Below are 22,945 nucleotides of genomic sequence, written 5' to 3' on the forward strand. Positions count from 1 at the left end.
TGAGCGCATGGTGACTCTCCTTTTTAACGGACCGGAGTGGTAGTGGTGTAGGTGTCGACTTCAACGTACTCGACTGCATCGCGACGACGACCGCCGAAGGTGGCTGCCAGGCTGGCGAAGAACGCACCGGCCAGCAGCGCGACGAACATCCACAGCGAGGTGTAGGCAGCGACTTTGGCGGCGGTATCGGCCGCTTGCTGAGCTTTCAGTTTCGCGTCAGCGATGGCTTTCTGGGTGTTGGCGTAGATTTCGTCGACACGACGTTCAGCATCGGCCTGGCTCAGGTTGGTACGTTGCGATACCAGTTGTGCGAGGTAGGTGCGATCTTCGGCGCTGAGCTGACCGTTGGCCAGGCTTTGCGTGAAGATGCGGGTCACAGTGCCGCGTGCAGCGTCATCGCTGACGGCAGCAGGACGATCATCGCGGAACAGGCTGTCGACGAAGTAGCCGTACTGATCGCTGTCAGTATTGGCTGCGGCAGAGCCGGCGGCCTGGCTCATCGCACCGGCAGCACCGCCGACGACGTTGGCACCCGCCTGCACACCGCCACTGACGACGCTGCTGACCGAACCGACCACCAGCACAGCGGTCACTAAAGTAGCGACGCACCAAGCGAGGAAACCATGGGCGGTGTCGCGGAAGTAGACTTCGTCACCGTGCATGTTGGCCCACTTAACGCGCAGACGGCCGGCAATGTAGCCGCCCATGCCGGAAGCGATGATCTGCGTCACCGCCAGCCAGACGATCGTTGAAATGCCCAGGCCCTTGGCGCTGACGCCTTCTCCGGCCCACGGTGATACAGCCGAAAAGCCCAGGCCAAACCCGAGCAGCACCAGAATCATCGACAGCGCGGCGGCAGCCGCAGCACCGGCGAAGATCGCGCCCCAGGACACGCCTGACACGCTGCTCGACTCTTCCAAGGCAGGATAATAGCCATCAGGGGATCTATTCATTGTTGTAGTGCTCCAGGCATGAAAAATGGTGTTACAAGTCGTCGGGTGAGGAATTGCAGTGACCGTGCCAGTCAAACACTTTTAATAACCCCTTTTCTTTCAATGAGTTACAAAACTTGAACTTCCTCGGACCGTGCAACTTGCAATAAAGCGCATCCGATTGCGGGTTTTCTGCATTAACCAAAGCGTGGCAAATCCGATCAGTTCTGATTCACCAGGCGACGAAGATGAAAGTTAATTTAAAGCGTCACGGCAAATTCTTGGCAAAATGCTGCCATTCCGTTTGAACCGATCAGCAGGCCTGCCTATGACTCGTATCTTGACCATCGAAGACGACGCCGTGACCGCGCGGGAAATCGTTGCCGAACTGAGCAGCCACGGGCTGGACGTCGACTGGGTCGACAATGGCCGCGAAGGCCTCGACCGCGCCGTGAGCGGCAACTACGACCTGATCACCCTTGACCGCATGCTGCCCGAGCTTGATGGTCTGGCCATCGTCACCACCCTGCGCACCATGGGCGTGGCGACGCCGATTCTGATGATCAGCGCCCTCTCCGACGTCGATGAGCGCGTACGCGGCTTGCGCGCGGGTGGCGATGACTACCTGACCAAGCCGTTCGCCACCGATGAAATGGCCGCGCGGGTTGAAGTGTTGCTGCGCCGGCAGAACAGCGTCGCCATCCAGGCCACAACGCTGAAAGTCGCCGACCTCGAACTCGACCTGATCAGCCACGAAGCCCGCCGCGCCGAGCAGGTGCTGACGCTGTTGCCCACCGAATACAAACTGCTCGAGTTTCTGATGCGCAACAGCGGCCAGATTCTCTCGCGGATGATGATTTTCGAAGAGGTCTGGGGTTATCACTTCGACCCGGGCACCAACCTCATCGACGTGCACATCGGCCGTCTGCGCAAGAAGATCGACGCAGCCGGCAACGTTCCGCTGATCCGCACGGTACGGGGCTCGGGCTATGTCATTGCCGAACCCGTCTGACGGCTGGCGCTCCTCCAGCAGCCGCTTGCTGGCACTGTACAGTTCGCTGTTCGTGGCGTGGAGCGCGATCCTCATGGGGGTCATGTATTACGAGGTGTCCGGCTACCTCGACAAACTGGCCAAACATTCGTTGATGCAACGTCAGCACCTGTTCTCGCATTTTCGCGGCGAGCAACTCGAAGACGCCCTCGCGGCCAGCATGACCTTCGATATTCGCGGTATCGACGCCTATGGTCTGTTCAGCGCTGACGGTGTTTACCTGGGCGGCGCGCTCCAGCAAATTCCCGAAGGACTGCCGCTGGATGGCAAGATCCATATGCTCGCCGAGTGCGCCGATTCCGATGACCCGACCCTGCCGAGCGACAGCTGCGATGCCGTGGCCACGCAAACCCGTGACGGGCGCTGGCTGGTGCTGCTGCGTGACAACGGTTCGCTGTTCGCGGTGACGCGGATCATTTTGCACGCGCTGTTCTGGGGGGTGTCGCTGACGATTATTCCCGGGGTCGCCGGTTGGCATCTGCTGCGGCGTCGACCGTTGCAGCGCATCCGCGCGATCCAGAACAGCGCGCAGGCCATCGTAGCCGGTGACCTGACGCACCGCTTGCCGCTGTCCAATCGCCGCGATGAACTGGACATGCTCGCCGCCATCGTCAACGCCATGCTCGAGCGCATCGAGCGCTTGATGAACGAGGTCAAGGGCGTCTGCGACAACATCGCCCACGATTTGCGCACGCCGCTGACCCGCCTGCGCGCGCAGTTGTATCGCATGCAGCAACAGGCCGGCGAAGGTTCGCAAGAAGCGGCGCAACTGGACTTGGTACTGGCTGAAGCGGATACGCTGATGGCGCGGTTTCGCGGTTTGCTGCGGATTTCCGAACTGGAAGATCGCCAGCGCCGTTCAGGTTTCGTCGAACTTGATCCGGTGCGTTTGCTGGAGGAGTTGCACGAGTTCTATCTGCCGCTGGCCGAGGAAGGCGATCTGCGCTTTCAGTTGAACATGCCGGAGACGCTGCCGCCGCTCAATGGCGACCGCGCGTTGCTGTTCGAAGCGCTGGCGAACCTGTTGAGCAACTCGATCAAATTCACCCCGCCCGGCGGCACGGTGATGTTGCGTGGGGTCAATGCCGGTGGGCAGACGCGGATCGAGGTGCACGATTCAGGGCCGGGGATTCCCGAGGCGGAACGTGAGGCGGTGTTCCAGCGCTTTTATCGCACCGAGGGTGGCCAGCCGCAGAGTGGCTTTGGTCTGGGGCTGTCGATTGTCGCGGCGATTGTCAGCTTGCACGGCTTCAGTCTTGAAGTCGGCAGCAGTGATCTGGGTGGGGCGAAACTGGTGCTGGATTGTCGGCAGAGTTTGATTAGCCAGGCCTGACGTCTCGCGCCGATCGTTCCCACGCTCCGCGTGGGAATGCCTCAAGGGACGCTCCGCGTTCCGGCTTTCGAAATGGGACGCAGAGCGTCCCGGGCTGCATTCCCACGCAGAGCGTGGGAACGATCTGCGTCTCAGGTTGGGTAATTGGCCCGCAAGGCTTCGAGCCCGCCCTGGTAGATGCCGTTGAACAGCGCCACCACTTCTTCATCGCTCACGCCGACCGCATTGAAGCGCCCCGACCACGTCACCCGCGCGCCCTGCCCCTGGGCTTCAACCTTGATCGTCGCCAGGTAATCGCTGGCCGGAAACGGTGCCTGTTCAATCGAATAGCTGTAGGTTTTTGCGGCGTTATCGAAAGTCTGCAGACGTTCGACGACAACGCCGCCGTCAGCGGTGTGCAGGGTGCGCACTCGCCCGCCTTCGCTCAGTTCACTGTTGGTGATCAACGGCAGCCAGTCCGGCAGCGTGTTGAAGCCGCCGATCAACTGCCAGACCTGATCGGCCGAGGCCGGGATGTCGATGGTTGCAGATGCAGTTGGCATAAAACCTCTCTTTTGGAAAATTCAGATAGTCAGGCTGTCGACCACGCCGCCATCAACGCGCAAGGCTGCGCCCGTGGTGGCCGAGGACAGCGGCGAAGCAATGTACGTGACCAGATGCGCCACTTCCGAAACATCCGCCACGCGCTGGATGATCGAGGTCGGACGGGCCTTGCGCACAAAGGCGTCGGCTTCGTCGCGCAGGTCGCGCCCGGACTCGGCGGCCGCGTCTCTGAGCATGTCCTGCAGACCATCCGTGAAAGTCGGCCCCGGCAGGACTGCATTGACCGTGACACCGGTACCAGCCAGACGTTTGGCCAGGCCGTGGGACACCGCCAGGTTGGCGCTTTTGGTCACGCCGTAATTGAGCATGTCCGCCGGCGTCGCCACGCCGGATTCCGATGACAGAAAGATCACCCGGCCCCAGCCCTGCTCAACCATCGCCGGCACATAATGCCGCGCCAGGCGCACGCCGGAAATCACGTTGACCTCGTAGAAGCGCGTCCACTCGCTGTCGGGAGTCTCGAAGAAATCGACGTCATTGAAGATGCCCAGATTGTTGACCAGAATGTCCGCGCGCGGTTCGGCGGCGAACAGCTTTTCCGCCCCCTCGGCCGTGCCCAGATCAGCGGTCAGACCGCGCAACTGTGCGCTGGACACGGCTTGGCGAATGCTCGCCAGCGCCTGCTCGACCTTGGCCGTGTCGCGACCGATGACCACCACCGTCGCCCCGGCTTCGGCCAGCGACTGGCTGATGCCCAGACCGATGCCGCCGGTACTGCCGCTGACAATGGCCAGCTTTCCACTCAGATCGATCTTCATGCGTTTACCTCATTAGCAAGGAGTTCCACCGCGCTCGACTTTGGCGACGATTTCACAAGCATGGATCAGCGTAGTTGCGATATTGCCGGCATGGTTGAGCTGCCGACCGGTGACGGGGATGTTGTTTGATCGACGATCCCCTGTGTCTGGCAGACCGTAGCCCCTCACCCTGGCCCTCTCCCGGGGGAGAGGGAACCGATCGAGTTGTGCTGAGTTTGCCCTCGACCTGAAAGACCATAGCGATTATGGATTCAGAGAAGACCTTTCACGTCGGCGTATTACCTGAATATCCCCCGGTCAGTCCCCTCTCCTTCCGGGAGAGGGCTAGGGTGAGGGGCATTTCGGAACAGATCAGATTTCCGTCAGACGAAGCAGACCATCGGCGCCGACGCTGACGCTGATCGCATCGTAACTGGCCAACGTCGCATGCGCCGTTTCGATCGGATGCTGGTGCGTGGTGGTGATGATCATCAACGCGGCGCCCGCCGCTTCCGCAGCCTGAATACCAACCGTGGCGTCTTCAAAAATGAGGCAATCCGCTGGCTCGACACCGAGCTTTTTCGCCGCCAGCAGATAACCCGCAGGATCAGGCTTGCCAGCCTTTACATCTTCCGCCGTGATCATGACCGCCGGCTCGGGGATACCCGCCGCCGCCATCCGCCGCAACGCCAGATCGCGAGGCGCCGACGTCACCATTGCCCAGCGATCTTTCGGCAGAGCATTGAGAAATGCCGCCGCCGCAGGAATCTCGACAATGCCTTCAACGTCATTGATTTCCGCTGCGGTGATGAACGCCGCTTGTTCCTTAGCATCCAGCCCCGGCAGATTCAGCCGGGTGATGGTGTCGATCGCCCGTGCGCCATGGATGGTCGGCAAAAACGTCTCGACCTCCACGCCATGGCGCACCGCCCACGCTGACCAGATGCGCTCGGCGGCGGCGATGGAATTGAGGACGGTGCCGTCCATGTCGAACAGAAACGCGCCGAATGCGCGATCAAAAACCGATGCTTGTGCAGACAAAAGAACAAATCCTCTGACAGTTGGCCGGGCAGCCTGGCCCGGCAATGTAGCACTAGTCAGTGCAGCTGCGGGGCCTTGGATTTGAACGCACTTTCCACACAGTCGAGCAATTGACCGATCGCCCACGGCTTCTTGATGAACGCCACCGAATGCTTGACCCCGGAGGTCTCGGGCGTCTCGTAGCCGGACATGACCATCACCGGTTTTTCCGGCCAGCGATCGCCGACCAGATTCGCCAGGTCGGCGCCGTTAAGCGTGCCGGGCATGGTGATGTCGGTCAGCAATAGCGCGACGTTCGCCGCGTGTTCTTCCAGATACAGTGAGGCGGCGTCGGCGCTGGTTTGCGGTTCGACCTTGAACCCTTCCTCCTGAAGAATTTCGCAAAGAAACTCCAGAATCAACGGATCGTCCTCGACAACCAGAATCAACCCGCCAGGAAGGTGCGCGCTCGACGTAGGTGTAGGGCACATGAACAGCACTCCCCCGAATTACATTTTTGATAAGCGGTTTTGAATCCGCTGCTTATCTGGTATGAGCAGCGCGCCCTGTAGAAATTCATTTTTGATACAGAGGATTTCGCCAAGGTGTTGTTTTTCGAAGCGCGGCGCCCATCGAATCCCCTCATTTGTGGTTAAAATGCCGGCCCTTTGCCTGGCCGATCCTGATCCATGAACCCTGAAGCCCTCGCTACCCTCCACGCTCATTTGCTGCCCGCACTGGCAACGGCGCCCAGCGAAACCCGCCGTTTGTTTCACGGGCGCGGGCGCTGCTGGCCGGGGTTGGAGCAGTTGACCGTGGACTGGTTGCAGGGCGTGGTGCTGGTGTCGCTGTTCAAAGAACCGGCGCCTGAGCAACTGCAGGATCTGCGGGATTCGCTGCTGCAACTCGCCGCCTCGCCCCAATGGCAGCAGTCCGGTGCACATACCCTGCTGATCCAGCACCGTTACCTGCCGCAAAGCACGGCCGAATGCCTGATCGGTGAGGAAATCGAAGAAATGACCATCGTCGAGGGCGGCTTGCAGTACCGCGTCGACCTGGGGCGCAAGCAGAACACCGGACTGTTTCTCGACATGCGTTACGGCCGCAACTGGGTGCGCGAACAGGCAGCGGGCAAGCGGGTGTTGAACCTGTTCGCTTACACCTGCGGCTTTTCCGTAGCGGCAATCGAGGGTGGCGCCAGCCATGTGGTGAATCTCGACATGTCCCGTGCGGCCCTGAGCCGAGGGCGTGACAATCACCGCCTGAACGGCCACGACCTGAGCAAGGTCAGTTTTCTCGGCCACGACCTGTTCAAATCCTGGGGCAAAGTGATCAACAGCGGCCCGTACGATCTGGTGATCATCGACCCGCCGTCGTTTCAGAAAGGCAGCTTTTTGCTGACCAAGGACTATCAACGCGTATTGCGCCGCTTGCCGGAACTGCTGACCGCGCAAGGTACGGTGCTGGCGTGCATGAACGATCCGTCGTTCGGTTCCGACTTTCTGATTGATGGCGTGACCCAGGAAGCGCCAAGCCTGCGCTTCGATCATCGGCTGGACAATCCGCCGGAGTTTCCCGATATCGATCCAGAGAGCGGCCTGAAAGCCCTGGTCTTCCAGCGCAGCCACTAACACAGCGTAAGTTCACCTGTGGGAGCGAGCCTGCTCGCGAAAGCGCAGTGTCAGATAACAATTTTGTTGACTGATACACCGCTTTCGCGAGCAGGCTCGCTCCCACACAAGTTCTGTGTTGATCAAAAAGCCGTCGGCCGCAGCACCAGTGCAAACAACTCACCATGCCCGGTGACGTTGAGCTTGTGATAGAGATTGCGCCGATGCACCTTCACGGTCTCCGGCGAAATCCCCATCTGCTGGGCCATCGCCTTGCTGGAAAAGCCCTGCAGGATCAGACGCGCCGTGTCGATCTCGCGCGCGGTCAGCCGGGCATCGAAACGGTCCAGCAGCGTCGCCAGATCACCCACCACCGCTTCAGCCACCGGTCCTTGCGGTGGCAGCAACTGCATGTGGCGATGCATCGCCGCCAATACCCAGTCACGAACGCACAACAGCCGGCCCTGCTCGGCCATGCCAAACGCGGTCGAGCGGCCCAGGGACAAGCCGAGTACCGCGCCTTCGACGTTGATCAGAAACTGCAATTCATCCTCGCCCACCACGGCACGAAAGTAGCTCTGGTAATACTCGCTGTGCAGAAACTGATCCGGCGCAACGGACGCCAGGCTGTGCAGGCCGTCGCTGATCCCGCTGACGGCGGCTTGATAGAACGGATCGAGCAGGTACATGCCGGCGGTATAACCGGCCAGCTCCTGCTGGTCGTCCACGCCCCCCTTGCTGTCGAAGTCGATCAGCAAACGCGGCGGCTGGCCGGGCTGCATCAGGGCGACGAGGGCATTGTCCAGCGGCACCAGCAGGCGCAGGGTGTCGACCAGCGCGCGCCAGAAACCGTCCTGCCCGAGGTGGGAAAATACCCGCGCCAGACTCTGATGCACCGGCAATTCCTGCAACAACGCGTCCACGCACTACCCCTTTCGAGTAACCCATGATGGGAATGGGGCTGGTGTGACCGGCCCGTTAGCCTGACCACTCCAGTTCCTCACCGGCCTGCGACAGGCCAGGAGTGCCGCATCATGCGTCGTCACCGTGGATCTATCAACCCGGGCCTGCTGGCCTGTTTTTGTCTCTCCTCGGTCGCCATGGCGGCAGACGTACCGAGCGTGCATGTCTACAACTGGTACGACTACATCGGGCCGAACACGCTGCACGATTTCCAGCGCGACAGCGGCATCCAGCCGGTGTACGACACCTTCGACAGCGCCGAAGTGCTCGAAGGCAAACTGATGACCAGCCGCAGCGGCTACGACGTTGTCGTGGCGAGCAACTTCAGCCTGCCGACCCTGATCAAGGCCGGCGCCCTCGCTCCATTGCCTCGCGATCAACTGCCAGGCTGGCAAAACCTCGACCCCGATCTGCTGAAAAAACTCGCGGTCAACGATCCGGGCAATCAGTACGCTGTGCCTTACCTGTGGGGCACCAACGGCATCGGCTACAACGTCGACAAAGTCCGCGCCGTGTTGGGTGACAAAGCGCCGGTGGACTCCTGGGAGTTGCTGTTCAACGAAGCCAATCTGGCCAAACTTGCCGAGTGCGGCGTGGCGATGCTCGATTCGCCGTCGGAAATGCTGCCGGTCGCCCTGCATTACCTGGGCTTGCCGCCCAACAGCACCGATCCCGAGGACTACAAAAAAGCCGAAGCACTGCTGCTCAGGCTGCGCCCGCACATCGCCTACTTCAACTCTTCGAAGTTCATCAGCGATCTGTCCAACGGCAATATCTGCGTGGCGGTTGGCTGGTCCGGGGCGATGCTCGAAGCCAAGACCAACGCCGAGCAGGCCAATAACGGCGTAAAGATCGCCTACAGCCTGCCAAAGGAAGGCGCGCCGGTGTGGTTCGACACTCTGGTACTGCTCAAGGACGCGCCCAATCGCGCCCAGGGCCTGGCGTTTATCGATTACCTGCTGCGACCGGAGGTGATCGCGCCGGTCAGTGATCACTTGTCATACCCGAATGGCAATCGCGCCGCGACAACGCTGGTGGCAGCAGCAACTCGCGACAACCCGGCGGTCTACCCGTCCCCTGCCGCCATGGCCACTCTCTACACCCTCGAACCCTTGCCCAAAGCCGCCGAACGTGTGCGTACGCGGGTGTGGAGCAAGGTCAAGAACGGCCAGTAGTCCGCGCGAGAAATCTGCCTGCCTCATCCGAGCGGTAAGCCGCCCGACCTTTTGAATCAAGAGACTGAACCTTATGAATCCGCGTGCCCGTGATCTCGATATCCTGATTGGCCAGATGCAACCCGGCCCGCTCAATGCCATCACCGATGTGCCGGGCGTGCGCGTCGGTCACAGCAATGTACGCGGTCGCAGCAGCAGCGGCCGTGACATCTGCACCGGCGTCACGCTGATCGAGCCGCGCCTCGGCTCGACCAGCCAGCAACCGTGCTTTGCCGGCGTGCATGTACTCAATGGCAACGGTGATGCGACCGGGCTGGAATGGATTCGCGAGGCCGGTCTGCTGACCAGTCCGATTGCCTTTACCAACACCCACAGCCTCGGTGTGGTGCGGGATGCGCTGATTGTGCTGGACCGTGAACAACAGCCGGATGACGGGCGGCTTTACTGGAATATGCCGGTGGTGCTGGAGACCTTCGATGGGCTGCTCAATGACATCAACGGCTTTCACGTCAAGCCCGAGCATGTCGCCGAGGCACTGAACGGCGCAGTGGACGGCCCGGTGCTCGAAGGTGCGGTGGGTGGTGGCAGCGGCATGATCTGCCACGAATTCAAGGGTGGCATCGGCACCGCATCGCGCCGTTTGAGTGCTGCCCAGGGTGGCTGGACCGTTGGCGCGATCGTGCAGGCCAACCACGGTATTCGCAGTGAATTACGCGTCGATGGTTACCCGGTCGGGCGCTATATGGAACAGAAGGATTCACCGTTCCTGCGGGCAGCGCTGCCGCACCCGGGCATGGGCTCGATCGTCGTTTGCCTGGCGACTGATGCGCCGCTGCTGCCCCATCAATGCACGCGCCTGGCACAGCGTGCCAGCCTGGGCCTGGCGCGCACCGGCGGCGGTAACGAAGACCACAGCGGCGACATCTTCATTGCCTTCGCCACCGGCAATGATCACGTCCCGCCCGCCGCTTACGAGGCTAAACGCGCAGCCACCTGCAACGGCTTGCGCATGGTCAACAACGACCACATCAGCGAGCTGTTTCTGGCCGCGACCGAAGCCGTTGAAGAAGCGATCATCAATGCCCTGCTCGCCAGCGACAGCAGCGAGGGCAACGGCCATTCGGTGCCGGGCCTGGATGGGCAGACGCTTCTGGCGGCGCTGAAAAAATCCGGTTGGCCGGGGTCGCGCCCGGCATAATCCGGCATTGTGCAAGGACGACTGGCGGTACTTGAGTCGTCCATTGCACGCTCCCAGGATGAAGCTACGCGGTGCCTGGATTGATCCGGCGCTGCGTAGGCGTGGGTGTACTGACTCCCAATCAAGCCCAAGTTCTGCTTCACACGCCTCTTGAGCCTCACTGGCTCTACTTCCTCCCCATCAAAGAGCTTGGAGGCTCTTTTTTTGTCTGCGTATTTCAGTCCTCGGCGAGACCTTCGGCGCGAATCGACCGCCATGCCGCCTGCGCAAGCACTTCGCGATAAGCCATCGGACTGCCCTTAACTCGCCCTGCCAGCCAGGCCCGGCAGTAACTGTCCGCCTGGCCGATGATCAGCGATGGCAGCAACTCCGCAGGCAAATCCTTAAGCTCAGCGGCGCGACCCGATTCGGCCAACCACTGGCCCAAGCGCAGGTTGCGCGTCTTGTTGCGCTCGGCCAGCTCTTCCTTGAACGGGCCTTTGGTCACTGCGAATCGTGCGTGGTACTGAAAACGCGCCCACTGCGGCTGCTGCTCGACCCAGTCGACATAGCTGAAGACCAGCGCCTGCACTCCTTCCTCCGTGGTATTGGCCGCGTCCAGATACGCATCACGCAGACACGCCTGATCCTCCAGCGCGGTGAAAAACAGCGCCGCGACCAGCCCTTCCTTGTTGCCGAAATGGTGGTAGATCGCGCCAACGCTGGTGTCGCACTCGGCACGGATCATTTCGATGGTGGTGGCTTCGATCCCCTGTTCATTGAACAGGCTCAGGGCCTTGCGAAAGATATCGCGTTTGAGTTCGGCGCGGCGGCCGGGGTAGCTGCGTTCCAGTAGATCGGCGGTGTCCATGCTGCTCGGGTCCAAAAACGGAGGTTGATAAAGGCGTCACGTGCCCGTGAACAAATCGCGCCTAGGTTGACAGATTTGCCGCGAACAGAATACCGTTCCGTTACAGAACATTATTCTGTGACGGAACATAATTCTGCAAACCACCCAGTGAGGCTTCCATGAGTCAATCTCTCAGCATGTTCAACAGCGTCGGCGCGGATGCATTCAGCAAAATGGCCTGTCAGTTCGCCCCGTACTTCAGCACCATCAATCCGCTGATCAGCGAATTGCGCCCGAACGCCGCCACCGTACAAGTGCCGTTTCGCAAGGAAATTACCAATCACCTTGGCACGGTGCATGCGATCGCCCTGTGCAACGCGGCGGAACTGGCCGGCGGAATGATGACCGACGTCTCGATCCCGCCCGGCGCGCGCTGGATTCCAAAGGGCATGACCGTGGAATACCTGGCCAAGGCGAAAACCGACGTCACCGCCGTGGCCAGCGCCGAAGGTGTGGATTGGCAAAGCGATGGCGACAAGGTGGTCAACGTCGACATTCACGATACCGAGGGCAAAAAAGTCTTCACCGCGCGCATCACCATGAACGTCAAGATCGGTTGAGATTGCAGGCACAAAAAAGCCCTCGTTGCGCAATGCGCAGCAAGGGCTTTTTACTGGCCGGGTCAGTGCAGAGTCAGGCGCTGACGGACAAACTCTTCTACGTGGCGGCTGGTCTGGTCCAGATGGCGGTCGCGTTGTTTTTCCGCATCGAGCATCGCGCGCTTGCCGTTTTTCTGCAGCAAGTAAGTATGAATCTGCTGCACTTCCAGCGAGCGGTAGATCGGCGTGGTGTCGATGAACCCGCGCAAGCCGTTGCTGCGGTAATGCCGCGTGCTCATCAGCACCTGAGTCTCGCGCTGGCCGATCACTTCAAAACCCAGCGCCTCGAAATACGGCACCTTGCCAATGCTGCAGGCCAGTTCCGCATGCGGATAGCGCCCGACCATGTCCGCGAGCATCGCCCGCGCCACACCTTGGCGCCGATGGCCTTCACGCACCGCCATGTACGCGACGCTGCACGCCTCCCAATCGCCCTGCACCGGCAGACAGATGAGAAATCCGATGACTTGCTCTGGATCCTCATCGTCAGTGGCCACCAGCAATTCCACCTCGGTGCCCTTCTGGCCGTTCAACGCCTCGAGGTACAGATGCACCTCATAACCCACCGCGTACTGATAAACGTTGTACAGCAGATTGCTCGGGCCGAGGCCGACAGCACTGATGTCGGTCAGGTAATCGACGACCATTTGCAGGATCTGGCTGTTGACGCTTTCCGGGCATGGGGAGGTGTAGTGGGTGATGCGTGGCATGGGCAAACTCCGGCGATAAAAAACGTTGCCGATGATCAGAGCCGTCGACGAACCGCGACATCATACCGCGCCGAATCTATCGAACCGTCACTGTTGTGGCGCCACCACCCTGAATTTGATGTAGATGTCCTTCGACACCACGCTGTCCGCCCACTCCCCTGCGCCGAGGCCGAACTCCTCACGGTTGAGCACCAGCTCGCCGTCGAAAATGCCAATGGCGTTGTCCGGTTTCAGCTCCACCGGCACCTCGACATCGCGAGTGACGCCCTTGAGCGTGAGCTGACCGGCGACCTGGTAACGATGCTCGGCCACCTGGGTGAAGCGGCGGGACTCGAATACCGCGAGCGGGAATTTTTCAGTATCGAACCAGGCGGGTTTCACCAGCTCGGTATTGGCGTCTTCGCTGCCGGCGTCAATGCTGCTCAGGTCGATATGCAAGGTGGTGCGGGCGTTGGCAAGGTTTTCGGTATCTAAATCCAGAGCCGCCTCGAACTTGCCAAAGGTGCCGTACATTCGCGAGCCCATCTGGTTGTAGGTGAAACTGATCTGGCTGGCGCTGGTGTTGACCCGGTTATATTCAGCGGCCTGCGCACAGGCCATGACAAAGGATGTAAACGCGGCAACCAGCAGCAATCGCGACGTCATGGAATTCTCCGGGCGGCGTGTGTCGTCGAGGGCCTTGGTTGACTTAAGCAAACAGCCGAGCGTTATGCCAGTTCACGCTCACCCAAAGGGGATACAATTTTCTCGGCGCTCCTCGGTTGAACCGGCCTTTCCTTCGCCCTGCCGCGCAGGTGGTGACGCAACTTCAGCGCCGGTCGCTCGACGCAGTAATACGTCAGGCCACTGCAGAAAAATGACAACGCCAGCACCGCTCCGACAACGTAGGCGTCATACGCGACGGGCCAAAAACCCCGCAGTAGATACATCACCACAAAGTGGTTAAGAAACACGCCATAACTGATATTGCCCAGGAACTCGTCCATCCGGTGGAACTTGAGTTTGGTCAACAGGTAGACCAAGGGAATGCCCACGGCGATACCCAGAGTGACTTCGGCATTGAACGGACGACGCTCAATCCATCCGACCATGATCGCTACAAACAGCAGTCCCGCCGCAGCGGCTGTGCCGGTGACAACGACCATTGCTCTGATATTGCGTTGGTATAGATAACAGCCGCACAGGAAGATGAACAACACACCCGGCAACAGACGATATCCATAGACATCGGTATTGATGAAGCCCAGGCAGGCCAGCAGAAAAACCCCGACCGAGACAGCAAAGGCGACACCCTGCGCCTTGCAAATCAGCAGAAATGGAATCAGCAGGTAGAAACTCATTTCCAGCCCCAGCGACCAGCCCGGTGGCAGGATCTCGGTCCCGCCGACGCCGAACATGTAATAGCCAAGCGGTAGCATGAGCAAACTGGTGGACAGGGTCTTCCATGTCAGCTCAGCCGCTTGGGGCGTACCGGGCAACAGAAAATGAATAACCAGACACGAGGCGACGAAGTAGACCAGAAATTGCGGATACAACCTCAGAGCCCTGTCGATATAGAACAGACCGATCTTCCTCGGCTCACGGTAGTTTCGCTCGATGAGCGAAGCCATGACGAATCCACTGATGATCAGGAACGAGATGACGGCGATCACACCAGGATTCAGTCCGGCGAACTTTTTGCCCATATGAGATACAGCGACCAACACCGCCAACAGCAGTCGAAAAGCTCCCACTTGAACCCTCGTCATTCCCTTATTGTTGTGGGCGCATACGCTACGATGCTTTCGTCTCGGGGGACAGAGAAATGTTTGTCCGCCGTGCCTAAATCAACCGCTCGATCTTCTGGTGTTTCCAGACCAGTTTGTAATAGAGCGTCTGCAGTATCAGCATCCCCAGATAGGCAACCGGAAAAGCCATCCACACACCCTGCAAACCGAACTGCCCATCGAGCCAGTACGCCGCCGGCAACTGCACGCCGACCACGCAGACAATCGAAATGACCACCGGCACCAGGACGGTGCCGCTGGCGCGCATGATCCCGCCGATGATGGCCTGAAAGCCGAACACCAACAGGCTCCAGAGCATGATGTGCAGCAGATGCTCGGCCATCGCCCGGGTCGAGTCCTCGGTCAGGAACAGGCCCAGCAACCAGTGCGATAGCAGATAACCCAACACAATCAGGCCACCGGTCAGGCACACGTTGATCAACAGCCCGGTGCGCAGGATCGGCCCCATGCGTTGCAAATGCCCGGCGCCGATCGCCTGGGCACCGAGGATCGATGCGGTGATCGCAATCGACAGCGCCGGAAACTGCACATAGTTGACGATCTGCGTTACTGCGCCATACGCCGCCGTCGCTTGCGAGCCGTGCTGGTTGACCAGTGCCAGGATCACCAGCTCCGACAACGACAGCACGATCATCTGTACGCCGGTGGGCAGGCCGATGCGCAGGACCTTGCCGAGAATGGCCCGATCCAGTCGCAGTGCGGCAAAGAACTCTCGATCCGGCGCCAGCGGATGGCCCTTGCGGATCAGCCGCCAGGCCAGCCACGCCATTGCTGAGAGATTCCCCGCCAGCCCGGCATACGCCGCGCTCTGAATGCCCAACGGTGGCAAGCCCAGCCAGCCGCGAATCAACGCTGGCGTCAGCGCCAGCCCCACGGCGGTGGAGACGATCAGCGCGAGTAGTGGCGACAGCGTATCGCTGACACCACGCAGCAATTGGGTGAACAGCACGAATACCAGTAGCGATGGCAGAATCCACAACATGACGTGGGCATAGTCCACCGCGTCGTCGAGCACATCCGCCGGCGTGCCCAACCCCGTCAGTGCCTGTCGCGCAAACACCGTGCCCAGCACCGCCGCGACCAAACCGATCAACACACCCAGTAGCAACGTCGCTCCGGCAATCGCCTTGACCATGTGCGTTTCGCGCGCGCCCCACGCCTGACCGATCAACACGCCCGCGCCAGCTCCAAGGCCGATGACCAGGGCGATGAAAAAGAACACGACGGGAAACATGCCGGATACCGCCGCCAGCGCCTGTGTGCCGAGCATCTGGCCGATATAGATGCTGTTGACCGTCCCGGACATCGATTGCAGGAAGTTCGACAGCACCATCGGCGCGAGAAACAGCAGATAGGTTTGCCAGAGCGGCTTGGCGAAGGTGGCGCTTTGCATTGAATGGAGGTCCATCTCGACGGCGGCAGGCCTGATTGACGATAGCTTCGGTGAGTTGCGTGCAGCGTGCAATCAACATTTCCCATCGGCGTTGATTGCCTGTTTTGCATTTGTGTAAATGCCAGGCATCGCTTTGTGTCAGTGTGCGGCTGTGGTAAATCAGCGATTCTCTCGACACTGACTATTGAGGCTCGGTTCATGCGTAACGTTGCAAATTTTCTGCTTGGCTCCCTCCTCGCTCTGTCGGCCGCCTACGCTCAGGCGGCCGCACCCGCAGCGGCGCCTGCTTCATTGAAACCGCTACTGGCCACTTTGAATGAACGCCTGAGCATCGGCGATCTGGTTGCGTTGACCAAGTGGGACAGCGGCAAGCCGATCCAGGACAGCCCGCGAGAGGCGCAGGTCATCGCCAATGCCCGAACTCTGGCCACCGAACACAAACTCGATCCGGACGACGTCGCGCAGCTGATCGCCGCACAGATGGAAGCGAACAAACTGGTGCAATACGGTCTGCTCGCGCAATGGCAAGCGGCAGGTGCTGCACCGGACACACCGCGTCCGGATCTGGGCAAACAGATCCGCCCGCGCCTGGATGAACTGCAAAAGCGCTTGTTGCAGCAGTACGCCGCCTTCGCGCCCTATCGCCAGGATCCGAATTGCCCGGCATGGCTGGCCAATGTCCGCAACGGTCTGGCCGCCGATTCGCTGCATGACATGGCGCTGATTCGTGCCAGCGGCGAGTTGTGCATTCGGGCAAAAGCCCTCTGAATCGCCGCTCATGGCAAACATCATCGGCGTCGATGTTCACCATCACGTCAATGAAGTTCTCATAAAAACTGCGCGGCGTAACATCGGCTCCAGACAAACAAACAACTTTCTGGAGCACACGATCATGAAACGCCAAACCCTTCTCGGCATCGCTTTCTCGGTTTTCGCAGTTAACGCTTTTGCAGTAACGCCTGCTCACACCCTGGTCGCTGAAGGCGGCTCGGACAAGCTGATCGAAAGCCGTCTGGCTGAAGGTGGTTCAGATCGTCTGCTCGAACGCCGTGTTGCTGAAGGCGGTTCGGATCGTCTCATCGAACGCCGTGTTGCCGAGGGTGGCTCCGATCGCTTGATCGATCGCCGCGTTGCTGAAGGAGGCTCTGATCGTCTGCTCGAACGCCGTGTTGCCGAAGGTGGTTCCGATCGTCTGATCGAACGCCGCGTTGCTGAAGGTGGCTCTGATCGCTTGATCGAACGCCGCGTTGCTGAAGGTGGCTCTGATCGCTTGATCGAACGCCGCGTTGCTGAAGGTGGTTCCGATCGTCTGATCGAACGCCGCGTTGCCGAGGGTGGCTCTGATCGTCTGATCGAACGCCGCGTTGCCGAAGGTGGTTCGGATCGTCTGCTCGAACGCCGTGTTGCCGAAGGTGGTTCTGATCGTCTGATCGAACGCCGTGTCGCCTGAATCATCTGCATGACCGCAACACCCATGAAAAAGCCCGGCCTGATCAGCCGGGCTTTTTTGCATTCAACCGTCGCTTATTGCGCGGTTTTCAGCTTGACCACATCACCGGAGATGGTGGTGGTGTAACCGGTCAGGACCCAGGCCCAGAACCAGTTTTCCTGAACCTGCGTGTTGATCATTGCATCGCCGCCCTTGGCTTGGATGGCCGCGTTTTGCGCGCGCACAAATCGGCTGTTCTGGCGGATCGGGATGATGCCAAACAGCAGCAGGCCGGTGGCCGATGCTTCGCTGTGGCCAACCACGGTGTATTGGTTGCTGTCGTAATGGGCGGTTTTCATCGGGGCGCCGGTGCAACCTGCCAGAACCACACCGAACAGTGTGGCGGCGACTACTTTGCTGAGGTATTTCACGGTAAAACTCCATGGGAAAAAGCCCGGGATCCGTCTCTCGGGCGGCGCGCATTCTAACCAAAATGATGGCTCATTGGCATCAATCTTCTTTGTATTTACATGAACCCGTTCGCTGGCCGCCCATCGGCGATGTCGCATACCATGGCGCCACTTCAATAAAGACAGACACCCGCCTCCATGTTCAAAGCCAGTCTGCGTAGCCATCTCACCCTGTGGTTCGGCGGTTTGTCCCTGCTGACGTTATTGAGCGTCGGCTTTTATGTCGGTCACATCGCCACCGAACAAATGAAGCAGGCCAGCGGCAACGCCTTGCTGAACACCGCGCGTGCAGCGGCGACGCTGTTGGGCGAACAGCTGCGCGAACGGCAACTGGAGGTCTACCTGCTCAGTCGCGCACCGCATCTGGAGCGCGGAGATCTGGACAACCCAGCCATCCTCAAGTCGATGCAGTTGCGCACCCAGGCGCGCGCCGAATATGCGTGGATGGGCGTCACCGACGCCGAGGGCAACGTCCGCCAGGCCGTCAATGATCTGCTGGTCGGTCAATCAGTGCAGAAACGCCCGTGGTTCCAGATCGGCCTGCGCCGGCAATACACCGGCGATCCCCATGAAGCAGTGTTGCTGGCCAAGTTGTTGCCGGGCCTGCCCAATGGCGAGCCGCTGCGCTTCATCGATTTCGCCGCGCCGATCCACAATGCCGAAGGACAGGTGATTGGCGTGCTGGGCGCACATGCACACTGGAGTTGGGTAACGCGCATCGTCGAGTCGGCAGCGTTTTCCCACAAGAACTCGGCGCCGGATATCCAGGCGCTGATTGTCGATCACGACGGCAAGGTGCTCTACCCCGAAGCGCTGATGGGCCAACAGCTGGCGACCAACGATCCGGTATTGTCGGGCTGGACGGCGGCCAACGGTTACCTGACCAGCATGGTCACTGTGCCGACGCCATCGGGCACGGCGCTGTCGTGGTCGATCGCCATTCGCCAGCCACTGGAGACTGCGCTGCAACCGGCGCGGACGCTGCAATACGAATTGCTGATACTCGGCGTTTTCGCCGCCATCGTTTTCGGTCTGGTGGCTTATTACCTGGCGCTGTACCTGAGCCGCCCGATCGAACAACTCGCGCACTCGGCCAAACAGGTGCAAAACAACCAGTCCGGCGCGCAGTTCCAGCTGCAGCATCCGGTGCTGGAAATCGCCCAGCTCGGCCAGTCCATCGACGCAATGACGCAGTCGCTACTAGGCAAGGAGCGCGAACTGCAAGAAGCCAACGCCTCGCTGGAAGCCACCGTGGCGCAACGCACTGCCGCACTCACCGAGGCCAACGCCGAACTGCTGAGTCTGGCCACACACGACGGCTTGACCGACGTTTACAACCGTCGCCGTTTTGACGAAAAAATCACTGAGTATTCGCTGCTGTCCCGACGCACCGGACGCCCGTTCGCCCTGCTGCTGATCGATGCCGACCACTTCAAACGCATCAATGACAGCCACGGCCACGCGGTCGGTGATGAGGTCCTGCAACAACTGGCGACCTTGATCCAGAACAGCGTACGCAGCACCGATTTCGTCGCCCGCTACGGCGGCGAAGAGTTCGCCGTACTGCTGCCGGAAGTCGCGCAACCCGACACCCCGGAAGTCGTCGCCGAAAAGATTCGCACGGCGGTCGCCGAAGCGCAGTTTCCCGGCGTCGGCCACGTCACGGTGAGTATTGGCCTTGGCCTGGCAGATCCGGCAGACAACAACCACACGGCCCTGATCAAACGCGCCGATCAGCAGCTGTATCAGGCGAAAGCTGCGGGGCGCAATCAGGTGGCGTTCCATGCTCACTGACACCGGCGTATATCAACCAGAGACAGGCTGCCATCGCTGGCAAGCCAGCTCCCACAGGGATGGGGTAAAACCGCAAATATGGGTCGGCTGGAGAACCGCTTTCGCGAGCAGGCTCGCTCCCACAAAAAAGCAAAGCAGCGCAGCTGCCCGCGGCGAAGCCGCCCCACTCAACAATGAGCATTAGCTCGAGTGCTTTTGATCTTGATCTACCGGCGACGTCGGAAGGCTGAGCGGAGGGATTGATCCGGGGGTGGGAGCGCAGCGACCGTCTGGCGCAGCCAGACACAGCGGAAGGAGGTGCAGCGAAGCAAACCGTAGCCGCTGCGCCCGGATCGATCCCGCAGCGAAGGGACCCGAGCCTGCGAGGGCCGAACGCAGGAGCAAGCCTTTTGGGTTACCTTTTTGCTGGGCCGGCACTCCGGCGTTTGAAAAAGGTGACCCGCCGTAAGGGCGGAACCCTAAGCAGCCGTTACCGCAGCAATGGATATGTACTCAATCAGCCAGGAAACCATCGCCCGACTAGGGCTCAGCACTGAACCTCTGCAGATAAGCCAACAAATTATTCAACTTCTCCTCATCACTCAGCCCCCAGAAAATCATCCGCGTCCCCGGCACCACCCCTTTCGGATCCTTGAGATAAGCCTTCAACGTCGCCCGATCCCAAGTAATCCCCGAGTTCTTCATCGCAGCGGAATAAACATAATTTGCCGAAGTCCCCGCAGCCCGGCCAACGATGCCGTTCAACTGCGGACCAAACCCCGAACGAGCCGACTCGCCAACCTGATGGCAACCGCCGCACAGACGCGGAAAGATTTTCGCCCCGGCTTCAGGATCGCCCTCAGCCTGAGCGCTGGTGCTGAAGATCAAGGCGAGAAGCAGTGCTGTGGTGAATTTCATTAAACAGTCCAAACCTGGCTTTGCATGGCGTGAACGCAGTTTACAGATAAGCGCCGACAATCGTTCTGACAGTGATCAACGCCTGACGCAACACCTTCATGTCCACCGAACCCAACGCCAGACGAATCGCATGGGGCGTATTGGCCGACAGCGAAAACGGCTCGGCGGTGGTGACCGAAATCTGCTGCTGCATCAACTCGACCACGATCTGATCGGCACGCACATCTTCGGGCAACGGCAACCACAGAAAATACGAGGCCGGATGAGCAATGTAGCGCAGCCCTTTCAGCACCTCGGCGGCCAAGGCCCGTCGCGCCATCGCATCACGACGTTTCTGCTCCTCAAGCACGGTGACGGTGCCGTCGTCGAGCCAACCGCACGCAATGGCGGTCATCACCCCGGGCGTGTTCCACGTTGTCGCGCGAATGATTCGCTCCAGTGCGGGCACTTGAGGCGGCGGCGCCGCGATGAAGCCGACGCGCAAACCGGTGGCGATGTTTTTCGACAGGCCCGATACGTAAAACGTCCGTTCCGGTGCCAGATCGATCAAGGTTCGCGGCGGATTTTCCACCAGAAACGCGTAGGCCGCATCTTCGATAAGTGTCAGATCATAGCGCCGGGCAATCGCCACCAATTGCTCGCGCTGTTCCAGTGGCATGACCCAGCCCAGCGGATTGTGCAGCGTCGGCATGCTGTACACGGCGCGCACCGCACGCTGGCGGCAGAGCCTGTCCAGTGCCGGCAAATCCGGGCCGTGCTCTGTCATCGGGATCGCCAGCACTTCCAGATACAACGCGTCGGCCAGCACCTTGAACCCGGAATACGTCAGCGCATCGGCGGCGATCACATCACCGGGTTTGAGCAGGGCCATCAGCGTCACCGCCAAACCTTGCTGAGCGCCATTGACGATCAGCACTTGGTCGGCTTCAACGGTCACGCCGCGTGTCGACAAATGTCGCGCCACCGAGGCGCGTTCGTGGGCACGTCCGGCGTGGGGTTGATAACGCAGCAACGCTTCGAGATCGCCGGACAACGCCAGTTGCCGCAACGCCGTGCGCAACAGCTCAGCCTGACCGGGCAACGACGGATAGTTGAAATTCAGGTCGATCATGCCGACCGCTACGTCTTTCTGATCGATGCCCTGCCCCGGCGCCAGCGACGTTTCCCGCACAAAAGTGCCGCGCCCGGCTTCGCCACTGACCAGGCCCATCGCCTCAAGCTCGGCATAAACCCGTGAAGCGGTAACCAGCGCCAGTCCTTCCTGCACCGCCAGTTGCCGATGCGTAGGCAATCGCGTGCCCGGCGGCAGTCGTCCGCCACGAATTTCCGCCGCATAACGGTCAACCAAGGTCTTGTAACGGGATCGGGGCATGCAGGCTGTATCCATGACAATTTTTTGATTGTGCTGATTCTCAGCCCTAGGATCGCCGCAATACAACCCACTATTTGAGCGCAACCGACATGCACACAACATCGACTGCGGCCCACCCGGCGCTGGAAAAAACCAGTGGCTGGATCAACGGTTTTATCGGCGTGCTGATTTTCAGCGGTTCGCTGCCGGCCACACGTTTGGCGGTGCTGGAATTCGATCCGGTGTTTCTGACCGTGGTGCGAGCAGCGATTGCCGGCGCACTGGCGGTCGGACTTCTGCTGTTGTTCAAGCAACCGCGACCGTCGCGCCATCAGTGGCTGTCGCTGGTGATTGTGGCGCTGGGCGTGGTGTTGGGTTTTCCGCTGCTGACCGCGTTGGCATTGCAGCACGTAACGTCAGCGCATTCGATCGTGTTTGTAGGATTGCTGCCGCTGGCCACGGCAATGTTTGGTGTCTTGCGTGGCGGTGAGCGGCCACGGCCGGTGTTCTGGATCTTTTCGGTGCTGGGCAGCGCATTGGTGGTGGGCTTCGCCCTGTCCCAAGGACTGAGCGCCTCGCCGACTGGGGATCTACTGATGCTCGCGGCGATTCTCGCCTGCGGCCTCGGTTACGCCGAAGGCGCGAAACTGTCACGCAGCCTCGGCGGCTGGCAGGTGATCTGCTGGGCGCTGGTAATGTCGTTACCGCTGATGGCAGTGCTGAGCCTGTGGCTGGCGCCCGCCTCGTTCGGCAACATCAGCTTGCCTGCGTGGATCTGCCTGGGCTACGTGTCGCTGTTCAGCATGCTGATCGGCTTTGTGTTCTGGTATCGCGGCCTGGCCCAGGGCGGGATTGCGGCGGTCGGGCAGTTGCAGTTGCTGCAGCCGTTTTTTGGTCTGGCACTGGCGGCGACGTTGCTGCATGAGCAGGTCAGCGTCGGCATGCTCGGCGTAACGCTTGGGGTGATTCTTTGCGTGGCCGGAGCGAAGAAATTCGCCAGGTAA

Annotated in this window: 24 protein-coding genes; 10 read left to right on the plus strand and 14 right to left on the minus strand. The window is 60.4% G+C overall.

The window, feature by feature from the left end; translation table 11 throughout:
- Positions 1-23 precede the first annotated feature (23 nt).
- A complete protein-coding gene (locus tag NF676_RS16585) occupies positions 24-953 on the minus strand; it encodes a hypothetical protein (RefSeq protein WP_056788998.1) in 930 nt (309 codons plus the stop codon).
- A gap of 307 nt (positions 954-1,260) precedes the next feature.
- Between NF676_RS16585 and NF676_RS16590 the strand changes: the two genes are divergently transcribed.
- Both NF676_RS16590 and NF676_RS16595 read left to right on the plus strand, forming a co-directional pair.
- A complete protein-coding gene (locus tag NF676_RS16590; RefSeq protein ID WP_252886410.1) occupies positions 1,261-1,944 on the plus strand; it encodes a response regulator transcription factor in 684 nt (227 codons plus the stop codon).
- Positions 1,922-3,316 (plus strand): sensor histidine kinase, encoded by a 1,395-nt coding sequence (locus NF676_RS16595; protein WP_041477024.1) that lies wholly within the window; start codon positions 1,922-1,924, stop codon positions 3,314-3,316. Before NF676_RS16590 ends, NF676_RS16595 begins: the two co-directional genes overlap by 23 nt.
- Before the next feature lie 131 nt (positions 3,317-3,447).
- Here the strand turns inward: NF676_RS16595 and NF676_RS16600 are convergent, their stop codons facing one another.
- The 4 genes from NF676_RS16600 to NF676_RS16615 all read right to left on the minus strand — a co-directional run bounded on the left by NF676_RS16600 (position 3,448) and on the right by NF676_RS16615 (position 6,167).
- On the minus strand, positions 3,448-3,858 hold the full coding sequence (locus NF676_RS16600) for an SRPBCC family protein (protein ID WP_252878487.1): 411 nt from the start codon (positions 3,856-3,858) through the stop codon (positions 3,448-3,450).
- 21 nt (positions 3,859-3,879) lie between these two features.
- Positions 3,880-4,677: an SDR family NAD(P)-dependent oxidoreductase gene (locus tag NF676_RS16605; protein WP_252886411.1), complete on the minus strand. Its 798-nt coding sequence runs from the start codon at positions 4,675-4,677 to the stop codon at positions 3,880-3,882.
- Positions 4,678-5,028: 351 nt separating this feature from the next.
- Positions 5,029-5,697, minus strand: coding sequence for an HAD-IA family hydrolase (locus tag NF676_RS16610; RefSeq protein ID WP_252886412.1), 669 nt, complete (start codon positions 5,695-5,697; stop codon positions 5,029-5,031).
- Between the two features lie 56 nt (positions 5,698-5,753).
- Complete coding sequence (locus NF676_RS16615) at positions 5,754-6,167, minus strand: response regulator (protein WP_056788985.1); 414 nt, start codon at positions 6,165-6,167, stop codon at positions 5,754-5,756.
- A 198-nt stretch (positions 6,168-6,365) separates the two neighbouring features.
- Here NF676_RS16615 and NF676_RS16620 point away from each other — a divergent pair, with 198 nt between their 5' ends.
- On the plus strand, positions 6,366-7,307 hold the full coding sequence (locus tag NF676_RS16620; protein WP_252886413.1) for a class I SAM-dependent methyltransferase: 942 nt from the start codon (positions 6,366-6,368) through the stop codon (positions 7,305-7,307).
- A gap of 122 nt (positions 7,308-7,429) precedes the next feature.
- Here NF676_RS16620 and NF676_RS16625 read toward each other — a convergent pair whose 3' ends face one another.
- Positions 7,430-8,209, minus strand: coding sequence for a helix-turn-helix transcriptional regulator (locus NF676_RS16625; protein WP_252876544.1), 780 nt, complete (start codon positions 8,207-8,209; stop codon positions 7,430-7,432).
- A gap of 111 nt (positions 8,210-8,320) precedes the next feature.
- Between NF676_RS16625 and NF676_RS16630 the strand changes: the two genes are divergently transcribed.
- Entirely contained in the window at positions 8,321-9,424 is a 1,104-nt protein-coding gene (locus NF676_RS16630) for a polyamine ABC transporter substrate-binding protein (RefSeq protein ID WP_252876545.1), read from the plus strand.
- A 73-nt stretch (positions 9,425-9,497) separates the two neighbouring features.
- Positions 9,498-10,622 (plus strand): DmpA family aminopeptidase, encoded by a 1,125-nt coding sequence (locus tag NF676_RS16635; RefSeq protein ID WP_252876546.1) that lies wholly within the window; start codon positions 9,498-9,500, stop codon positions 10,620-10,622.
- A gap of 217 nt (positions 10,623-10,839) precedes the next feature.
- On the opposite strand, the gene NF676_RS16640 is transcribed toward NF676_RS16635, so the two are convergent.
- Entirely contained in the window at positions 10,840-11,472 is a 633-nt protein-coding gene (locus tag NF676_RS16640; protein WP_252876547.1) for a TetR/AcrR family transcriptional regulator, read from the minus strand.
- Between the two features lie 158 nt (positions 11,473-11,630).
- Between NF676_RS16640 and NF676_RS16645 the strand changes: the two genes are divergently transcribed.
- Positions 11,631-12,071 (plus strand): hotdog fold domain-containing protein, encoded by a 441-nt coding sequence (locus NF676_RS16645; protein ID WP_095182037.1) that lies wholly within the window; start codon positions 11,631-11,633, stop codon positions 12,069-12,071.
- A 62-nt stretch (positions 12,072-12,133) separates the two neighbouring features.
- Here the strand turns inward: NF676_RS16645 and NF676_RS16650 are convergent, their stop codons facing one another.
- The 4 genes from NF676_RS16650 to NF676_RS16665 all read right to left on the minus strand — a co-directional run bounded on the left by NF676_RS16650 (position 12,134) and on the right by NF676_RS16665 (position 16,000).
- Entirely contained in the window at positions 12,134-12,820 is a 687-nt protein-coding gene (locus NF676_RS16650; protein WP_110600861.1) for a GNAT family N-acetyltransferase, read from the minus strand.
- An 87-nt stretch (positions 12,821-12,907) separates the two neighbouring features.
- On the minus strand, positions 12,908-13,465 hold the full coding sequence (locus NF676_RS16655; protein WP_252876548.1) for a YceI family protein: 558 nt from the start codon (positions 13,463-13,465) through the stop codon (positions 12,908-12,910).
- Positions 13,466-13,527: 62 nt separating this feature from the next.
- A complete protein-coding gene (locus tag NF676_RS16660; RefSeq protein ID WP_252886414.1) occupies positions 13,528-14,553 on the minus strand; it encodes an acyltransferase family protein in 1,026 nt (341 codons plus the stop codon).
- Positions 14,554-14,641: 88 nt separating this feature from the next.
- Complete coding sequence (locus NF676_RS16665; RefSeq protein WP_252886415.1) at positions 14,642-16,000, minus strand: MATE family efflux transporter; 1,359 nt, start codon at positions 15,998-16,000, stop codon at positions 14,642-14,644.
- A 198-nt stretch (positions 16,001-16,198) separates the two neighbouring features.
- On the opposite strand from NF676_RS16665, the gene NF676_RS16670 reads away from it, so the two are divergent.
- On the plus strand, positions 16,199-16,768 hold the full coding sequence (locus NF676_RS16670; protein ID WP_150634961.1) for a chorismate mutase: 570 nt from the start codon (positions 16,199-16,201) through the stop codon (positions 16,766-16,768).
- 124 nt (positions 16,769-16,892) lie between these two features.
- Positions 16,893-17,450 carry a phage infection protein gene (locus tag NF676_RS16675; protein WP_236168586.1) on the plus strand — a complete coding sequence of 186 codons (558 nt, stop codon included), beginning with the start codon at positions 16,893-16,895 and terminating at the stop codon, positions 17,448-17,450.
- A 74-nt stretch (positions 17,451-17,524) separates the two neighbouring features.
- Here the strand turns inward: NF676_RS16675 and NF676_RS16680 are convergent, their stop codons facing one another.
- The gene (locus tag NF676_RS16680; protein ID WP_095182042.1) at positions 17,525-17,860 is read right to left on the minus strand and encodes a hypothetical protein; all 336 of its coding nucleotides are present in this window, start codon (positions 17,858-17,860) and stop codon (positions 17,525-17,527) included.
- A 177-nt stretch (positions 17,861-18,037) separates the two neighbouring features.
- Here NF676_RS16680 and NF676_RS16685 point away from each other — a divergent pair, with 177 nt between their 5' ends.
- Positions 18,038-19,693 carry a sensor domain-containing diguanylate cyclase gene (locus NF676_RS16685; RefSeq protein ID WP_252886416.1) on the plus strand — a complete coding sequence of 552 codons (1,656 nt, stop codon included), beginning with the start codon at positions 18,038-18,040 and terminating at the stop codon, positions 19,691-19,693.
- Positions 19,694-20,212: 519 nt separating this feature from the next.
- On the opposite strand, the gene NF676_RS16690 is transcribed toward NF676_RS16685, so the two are convergent.
- Positions 20,213-20,590: a c-type cytochrome gene (locus tag NF676_RS16690; protein WP_236168584.1), complete on the minus strand. Its 378-nt coding sequence runs from the start codon at positions 20,588-20,590 to the stop codon at positions 20,213-20,215.
- 40 nt (positions 20,591-20,630) lie between these two features.
- Positions 20,631-21,962, minus strand: coding sequence for an aminotransferase-like domain-containing protein (locus NF676_RS16695; RefSeq protein ID WP_252886417.1), 1,332 nt, complete (start codon positions 21,960-21,962; stop codon positions 20,631-20,633).
- Positions 21,963-22,051: 89 nt separating this feature from the next.
- Between NF676_RS16695 and NF676_RS16700 the strand changes: the two genes are divergently transcribed.
- Positions 22,052-22,945: a DMT family transporter gene (locus tag NF676_RS16700; RefSeq protein WP_252886418.1), complete on the plus strand. Its 894-nt coding sequence runs from the start codon at positions 22,052-22,054 to the stop codon at positions 22,943-22,945.

Source organism: Pseudomonas siliginis, from assembly GCF_024072275.1.
Lineage (GTDB): Bacteria > Pseudomonadota > Gammaproteobacteria > Pseudomonadales > Pseudomonadaceae > Aquipseudomonas > Aquipseudomonas siliginis.